General features: G+C 60.2%; 6 protein-coding genes and 2 pseudogenes. 5 read left to right on the forward strand and 3 right to left on the reverse strand.

What is annotated here, in order from left to right; all coding sequences use genetic code 11:
• Positions 1-968: 968 nt before the first annotated feature.
• The 3 genes and pseudogenes from YY7_RS59885 to YY7_RS64225 all read left to right on the forward strand — a co-directional run.
• On the forward strand, positions 969-1,202 hold the full coding sequence (locus tag YY7_RS59885; protein ID WP_080664217.1) for a helix-turn-helix domain-containing protein: 234 nt from the start codon (positions 969-971) through the stop codon (positions 1,200-1,202).
• Between the two features lie 220 nt (positions 1,203-1,422).
• A complete protein-coding gene (locus tag YY7_RS56055; protein WP_051397379.1) occupies positions 1,423-2,703 on the forward strand; it encodes an AAA family ATPase in 1,281 nt (426 codons plus the stop codon).
• A gap of 681 nt (positions 2,704-3,384) precedes the next feature.
• A pseudogene (locus YY7_RS64225) lies at positions 3,385-3,590 on the forward strand (L,D-transpeptidase family protein); the annotation flags it as partial.
• 1,052 nt (positions 3,591-4,642) lie between these two features.
• Here YY7_RS64225 and YY7_RS0148965 read toward each other — a convergent pair.
• Positions 4,643-4,993 (reverse strand): hypothetical protein, encoded by a 351-nt coding sequence (locus tag YY7_RS0148965; protein WP_028169311.1) that lies wholly within the window; start codon positions 4,991-4,993, stop codon positions 4,643-4,645.
• 135 nt (positions 4,994-5,128) lie between these two features.
• Between YY7_RS0148965 and YY7_RS0148970 the strand changes: the two genes are divergently transcribed.
• Positions 5,129-5,320 carry a hypothetical protein gene (locus YY7_RS0148970; RefSeq protein ID WP_028169312.1) on the forward strand — a complete coding sequence of 64 codons (192 nt, stop codon included), beginning with the start codon at positions 5,129-5,131 and terminating at the stop codon, positions 5,318-5,320.
• A gap of 94 nt (positions 5,321-5,414) precedes the next feature.
• Positions 5,415-5,684 (forward strand): hypothetical protein, encoded by a 270-nt coding sequence (locus YY7_RS0148980; protein ID WP_028169313.1) that lies wholly within the window; start codon positions 5,415-5,417, stop codon positions 5,682-5,684.
• A 384-nt stretch (positions 5,685-6,068) separates the two neighbouring features.
• Here YY7_RS0148980 and YY7_RS0148985 read toward each other — a convergent pair whose 3' ends face one another.
• Both YY7_RS0148985 and YY7_RS59890 read right to left on the reverse strand, forming a co-directional pair.
• The gene (locus YY7_RS0148985) at positions 6,069-6,677 is read right to left on the reverse strand and encodes a class I SAM-dependent methyltransferase (protein WP_028169314.1); all 609 of its coding nucleotides are present in this window, start codon (positions 6,675-6,677) and stop codon (positions 6,069-6,071) included.
• Between the two features lie 33 nt (positions 6,678-6,710).
• Positions 6,711-6,955 (reverse strand): annotated as a pseudogene (locus YY7_RS59890) (IS701 family transposase); the annotation flags it as partial.

Genomic DNA, 6,955 nt, shown 5'->3' on the forward strand with positions numbered 1-6,955 from the left:
GAGCCCATCGATGACGTAACCAACATCCCTTACCCGCCGAGGTCTGCGAGAGGATGAGACGACCATGGAGGATCGGTCTTCCCGGCGCATGCGAACACTGGTGACCCGAATGGCCCGCTCGAGGCCTGTCCGCTAATCAGTTCGAATGCGCGCTGATATCCATGATGGCCCGGAGCCCAGCACGCTCCAATCAGAGGCCGGATACATTGATGCAAGACCGCATCTGCCAGGTTGACGAAACCGCTTGCAACGCGCGGCCGGACCATACATTCGGGTCATTTTCGACCGATTCAGCGGGGATTGCCGGCCGGTTGATGTCCGCTTTTCCCCGATAGCGGCTCCGGCGCCGAGGCCGGATCGAGAGCATTGAGTTTGGCCGGATGCCTGTGATTCAGGCTCCCAAATCCGCGTGCATCGAATGGAGCGTGCATCACCAAATCCCGGGCTATGGTTGGCTGCCGCCGCTCCCCACCCCATCCAGTAACCTTCAAGGGAATTGCCGGCTCTTCGTGCGTCGCTGGCCGTTTCGCCAGCGCCGACCGTGGGTTTTACCCGTGACTTTTCCGGCTGCGGCTGCAAACCGCAATGCAATCAATGCGGTTCAGAGGATGGGATATCCGCGAGTACGGCAAAGCTTAACGACATCGTGCGCCATCGCCACCGTCGAACGGCACGAGCCTTCTCCACACCAATCCATCGGTATGTAACGCGAGGCACAGCCAGCGCCAATGCGGGCTCGTGCGCTGCCCGACGAGCATCCTCTCAGAGCCAAAATGCGCTCGTTGGTTCTCTATAAGGCGCGACCAATTCCCTCCCGGTGGGGAAGTCCTTCCCTACTGATGGACCAGTGGTTCTACAGAGGTGGGGTACTATTCATCAATGTTTTCAACAGCTTGTAGCTAGTTTTTTGTTTACTTGGTGAGTTCTCTGGTGTTCGTTCGGATAGGCCAGAACGAGGGACCACAGCGATGCCACCAACTCGATTCGAGGGAGTCGCGTTCAGCGACAGCCGCCCGATTGTTGCCAGCGTTAGCGAAACAATGTCCGCGCTGCAGATTGGACGCGGAAAAATCTATCAGCTTCTGAATTCGGGCGAGCTCGAGAGCTACCGTGAAGGGAGCTCGCGCAAGATCCTGTGGCGCAGCATTGAAGCTTACGTTGAGCGCCGGCTCGAACAGGAAACCGCGCGCCGCGGTCGCTAATCTCAACGGCAATCGCGTAATCAACGATGCACCTAGCGCAACAGATCTCGGCTCTTGATGCATTTAGTCTCGTGAAGGCTATGCGATCGACCTCACCATCGAGCGCACAAAATCCGAATCAGCCAAACGCCGTGCCAGAGCACGCGAGCTCCAACATGCTGAGGCCATCACGAGTTTGCGGAAGGCCGGCACTGCTGAGTTCGAATGAGGCATTCTGAGAATGCTGAAACTTGTCGAATCTTCGCACCCAACCGATCCTTTAGCCGACGACGACCCGACGGCACCTTGGATGCACGACCAGAAGCTTGGCGGAATGACGCCGCGGTCAAGGCGCATGAGCTGGTTGGCGAGCGAAAAGCGTCGCCAGGAGGACGAAGATTGGGACCAACAATATGAGGCTAGGGCGACCACGACATCCCATGTGGCGAACCCGGCGCGAGAGGAACTGATACAACCGTTGCGCACTATCACGCCGGTGGCTTGGCGCGACCTTCCTATGGAGGAAATGCGATGGTTGGCAGCCGACCGAATTCCGGCCGCTGAGCCTGCGATTCTCAGCGGCGACGGTGGCGGCGGCAAAACCACGATCGCGCTACAGCTAGCCGTGGCAGTGGAGCGCGGGTTAGGCGAATGGCTGGGAACGACCACCTCCTCTGGCCCGGTCATCTTTTTCAGCGCCGAAGAACCAGAGGCTGAAATGCGCAGGCGTTTGGACCGCGTCGCCCGCAAACGCGGGATTGAGCCTACCGAGATGACGGGATTGCATTTCCATTTCGCCAACCCGGAGAACAGTCTGCTCGCTGTGGCTCGGCGCGAAGGCACTATGGAGGCAACACCTATGTTTCAGTCGCTTGCCGCCGCCGCCATGAACATCCGACCAGCCATATTGATCGTCGATAGCGTGGCCGCAGTGTTCGGCGGAAACCAGAATGATCGCGTTCAGGTGCGGAGCTTCGTTAGCCTGTTCCGTGGAATAGCGCGGCGGACTGGCTGCGCCGTGCTGTTTCTCGACCACCCCAGCCTTACGGGCATTACCGCCGGCACAGGACGGGGCGGCAGCATGGATTGGCAGAACTCGGTTCGTGCTCGGCTTCACCTGCGGTCGGACAAGAAGGATAGCACCGAGCGCGAACTCGAAGTCATGAAGATCAATTACGGCGCTCCGGGGGAGAAGGTCCGATTGCGATGGGAGGAAGGCTGCTTCGTTCCGTCATCGGCGCCTGCCGCGCCGGCAATGGTCGAGGCGCAGCGAAACGCCGAGCAGGCCTACCTCGCCTGTCTCGACGTGTGCACGGCGCAATCACGGAACGTTTTCCCCGCGCCGGGACGCGGCTATGCGCCGACCGTATTTGCCGACATGGCCGAAGCCAAGGGACACAGCCGCAAAGCGTTGGAGGCAGCCCAGCAGCGGCTGTTACTTGCCAATGTCATCGAGAGCGCGGCATACGGTCCGCAATCTCGTAACAGCCGACGCATCGCTAGGAAAGTTAGCGCGGTATGACGGTCCTGCGACCCAGCTACGATCCCCCTCGGTGACCCCTACGACCGCGTGCTATCGCCTTTGCGATCACCCCTGCTATCGCCTTCAATCGCCCCTTCTATCGAACTGTCTTCTACCCCCTGCAACCCCCTGCGGGTCGCAGTCCCGCTTTGGGCCTTGCGGGCCCAACGGTACTGCATCCCGGTAGAGGAAGATCTCTGAATGCGAGAACGAGGCAATGAGTGCTGCGAAAGCCATTCCCGATAGACGATAAGACGGTAACCTGCGCTGCGCCGCGCTGATGCGCCCCACCCTCGATGAAATTCGATAGCTGATGGCGCGGGACCGGGAGCAAGAGAGGATTTCGCGCGCCATACTGGGGGTGTCTCATCGCAAATGATGGATTCGAGTCAAAAGGTGAAACAGCGAGACACTGGACAAATTACTCAAGAAGGACGGCCGCTTAGACTGTTCAGACGTGTTTCATACTGCCGAGACAGCGATGCAGAACGCAGAAACGTGAAAGGCTGACATCTTCCGTTGAAGTACACACAGCTATCTAAACCAAAGAGAGGATCACCGCTCCTCCAAACACCCGTTGAACAAATTGGGTTTTTCAGTCAAGGCCGTCCAAACCCACGGGTTCAAGCTACGATCGGAGCGTTTCCGACCCGACCCAAGGCTCGCCGCGTGTTGCTCATAGACGACTACTCGAACCTGTATGACGTTGCCTACATGCCCCACGTCCAACGCATTACCTGGTCAGGCGTCGCGCTCCACGGCCGCCCCCCTGCCCGGATATTCGGTGTCGCATGGCTGCGTTCGGATGCCCTTTGACTTCGCAGCTAGCCTGTTCGAAGCGGCCCCAGTTGGGCATGCGAGTGATCGTAGCCCCGACGGATGTGGCTGCCAAGAAGGCGGATCAGGCGAGACGCCGCCGGGACGTTTTTCCGGGAGGCCGCGCAGGCGATCGTGCCGGTGCGTGTAGCGGAAAATCTGAGGTTCAGGGCCGAGGCGCAATTGGCCGCCGCCGACACTGCGCTGGAGCGGTCGACCGGCGACAGCAACATGCCGTGAAGCGTCATCTCTTGGGACGGCGGTCGTCCGCACGGCGCCGCGGTTGAACCACATGACCGGGACCGCGCGGCAGCATAAGGTCACGACATTGAGCCAATGCTGACGGACACGGGAGCTGCGCTCGGTCATCCCACAGGACGCTTTGGATCGCATCGCCGGGATGTCGCGGCGGTCTTCCTTCACGGACGAGCCGCTGAGCTCGGCGACCGGCAAGGGCACGGACTTTGTGGTCCTCCTGAGCGGCGAGCCGCAAGCAGGCATCAAGATCGGGCGACGCGGTCCGGGCGCAGCCCGCCCACGCGATCGCCTGCCTTATTGGCGCTCGCCTTTTGCGGGTCCGTTTTCCATCTTATGAGCTTGTCCTTGCGGCAACTCCGATCGCAAGGCAATGAATCCGCTGGCGGACACAATGTGAGTCACTTCATAAAATAGTGGGACAGTCGATGGGACAGCGGGACACCTATGATGGCTGGCTATATGCCTATAGCTAATTGTCGTCGTCCGGATGTATCCAACGTCGGGCACGATCTCGCGTGAGTTGGTCAGTTGATCACCTGCACAGGTGGCCGGTAGCGTCGCGTACCTTAGGACCCACAGCCGAACGATCCCAAAAGCCTGCAGATCGGCGAGCACCAGGTGGAATTTGCGCTTTTAGGAGACTAGTGAGTCGTCCCAAAAATGAGTGAAACAGAAAATGGGACAGTGAACCAGCGGAACCCCGCCGCAATGATCATCGACCTCTCTTCATTTCTCATGGCTGAGTGGAGAACTAGTTTGCCTCCCCTGCCCCGGCCATGCCGCATTGAACCGTCGGCGATAGCCGATCCAAGGCGACAGGCCCTCACATGCGCAATTGCGCATGTGGGAATGACGACAGTCGCGACTATTTCTCCCTGATCGGCGGCGCGGTCTTCTCGGCGGGTGCGGGCGGCAGCACCGGCTGGGCGCCGGCTTTCTGCGCCTCGGAATTGGGGCGGGCCGGTTCGGGCGGAACGTCCGACGGCCGCTTGCCAGTTCCGGTCGTTGTCGGCTCTGAGGGCGCCGACGGTTTTGTTTCTGCCCCGGGTGTGGATTGCAGCGGCGGCGTGGCCTGCGCCATTTCTTGCGGATGCTGAGGATTGCCCGCGCTCAGCTCGGCCAGCGAAAGCGCCGATATCGCGAGCCCTGTCCCGACCAGCGCGGACGCGATCAGTATATCCTTCCCGAAGCTGCGCTTGTTGTCATCGGCTGACATATCGTTCGGCCTGCGACATTGTTCGCGACATCAACGATCCCGGCGAGGCATGGTTCCGCGTATGGGAGCGCTGGAACACGCGCAAATCGGCCGAGAAAGCCGCAATCAGTCCGTGGTGTTCACTTCCCAGGTGGCATGGCGCACCCCGGGCTGGCGCTGCAGATCGGCGACCACCCATTCAATTTCGTTGGGATTGATGGCGGCGGAGACGAGCTTTGCCACGATCTCCAGAAGGTCGTCGCCGGCTTCGACGACATCCACGTCGGCGGCTGGCCCGGCTACCCTACCCGTTTCACCCTGATCCTGACGCCGGCGGTGCCGAAGTGAAAGAGATCGGACCGTTCCTGTTCTGGTATGTGCTGCTCGCGCTCATGGGAATCATCCTCCTTATCGGCCGCGTGCTGCAATCGTGGCCGCCATCATGAACGTCACCCCGCTCCACTACACCCGCCCGATCGATGCCCAGGACGAGCGCAAGACCTGCGACAAGTGCCTCCGCTCCTTCCGCTGCCCGACGCCCAGGCCGATCGATTCACATGCGGAGCCTGCGGGAGCGGTTACCCACCACTACCGAACCACTCCCGAACCGGTCCTCGACATCTGCGCCATTGCCGGCGCCATCGCCTTCTTCGACTGGATCGCCCACATCGCATGGACATCTGGCGGTATGCCGGCGTCACCGGCATGTTGATGGGGGATAGGAGACCGACACCCGCATCATCCCCTGCCCATCCTGCGGCGGTGACAAAGGCCACGCCTACCCTGTCGACATTAACCACTTTGATGGCTCGCTGATCGAACACTGGTATCCCTGCGAAGCCTGCGAGGCCACCGGCGAGATTGAGATAGCGCTTGAGCCCGTCGAGCTCGGAAGCCATGGAGCCGTCCCAGCCACGACCTACATCTACCGCTGGGACCGCCAGGCCGCAAAGGCAACCCTGCACCACAACTATCCCGCAATGACCAAAGAGGCGACAGCCCCAGCCGTTATTCTAGCCTTCTCTTTCGTGGAGTAACCGCGCCGTGTCAGGCGGCGGTCAGGCCGACACCGGCCCTACTCGGCCTGAGTCCGGCCCTACCTCTTTTTGACGGCGAAGCCGCGAACCAGCGGCAAGGGGCTGGTTTTCCCCTCAATCAATAGCTTTGACGAGAGCGGTCCCAACACATGCGCTGCGTCAAGCTCTTGCATTTCGTCCAAATAGAGCCCGACACCGCCAATCATCTGGCTTTGGGTCGCCACAGACGGAATATCGGAACGAACAAAAGCCTTGGCGCCATTCGCCAATACAAACTCAGCTACCCTCCGATGCGATTCCCCACGGAACGTCTCGGACCATTCCCAAGCGGGTGCCGTGAAGAGCCAAACTCCTCCTGATTTAAGCAAGCGGCTCACCTCCTGCCAAAAGTTCGCATCGTTGTAGGGATCCCCAAGCGACGACACGATCAGTTCAAAACTTGTACGCGGCAGTCCCGTGCTGGTGGCGTCAGCGACGAGCAATCTTGCGCCGCGCCGCCCCCAATCCCGCGAGTGTTCGAGCATTCGCGGCGACTGATCTAGCAACGTGACGTGCGAGAGGGGCAATTTATTCGCGGCCACAATCGGGGCCACGATCGATCGGCCCGTACCGACCTCCAGAATGGCCTTGGCGTCGGGAGCATATTTTTGAATTCGCGGAACTAGCACTACTTTGGCAGATTGTGTTTTCGCCGCTGTTTTTCACGGATTTGCTTTCGGCAATATGGGCACTGCTGAGACGGCGGCCGAAGGATGAGATCGACGATGGCGTGACGTACGGCTGGCATGGTTGGCTGAGGCGGAGGCCCGTTGATTCTTTTTTTTCCGCCCCGCGTATGCGAGGCGACGATGTTGCAGGAAGGCGTAGGCAATCATTGTCATCAAGGCGTGGCGATGAAGACCTTGCCATGATCGCCCTTCGAAGTGATCAAGTCCAAGTTCCTCCT

Origin of the sequence: Bradyrhizobium elkanii WSM2783, from assembly GCF_000472865.1 — a bacterium.
Classification (GTDB): Bacteria; Pseudomonadota; Alphaproteobacteria; order Rhizobiales; family Xanthobacteraceae; genus Bradyrhizobium; species Bradyrhizobium elkanii_A.

Coding starts and splice junctions, on each gene's coding strand:
- YY7_RS56055 (WP_051397379.1), top strand. CDS start 1,423: ATGCTGAAACTTGTCGAATCTTCGCACCCAACCGATCCTTTAGCCGAC.
- YY7_RS59885 (WP_080664217.1), top strand. CDS start 969: ATGCCACCAACTCGATTCGAGGGAGTCGCGTTCAGCGACAGCCGCCCG.
- YY7_RS0148965 (WP_028169311.1), bottom strand. CDS start 4,993: ATGTCAGCCGATGACAACAAGCGCAGCTTCGGGAAGGATATACTGATC.
- YY7_RS0148980 (WP_028169313.1), top strand. CDS start 5,415: ATGAACGTCACCCCGCTCCACTACACCCGCCCGATCGATGCCCAGGAC.
- YY7_RS0148970 (WP_028169312.1), top strand. CDS start 5,129: ATGGCGCACCCCGGGCTGGCGCTGCAGATCGGCGACCACCCATTCAAT.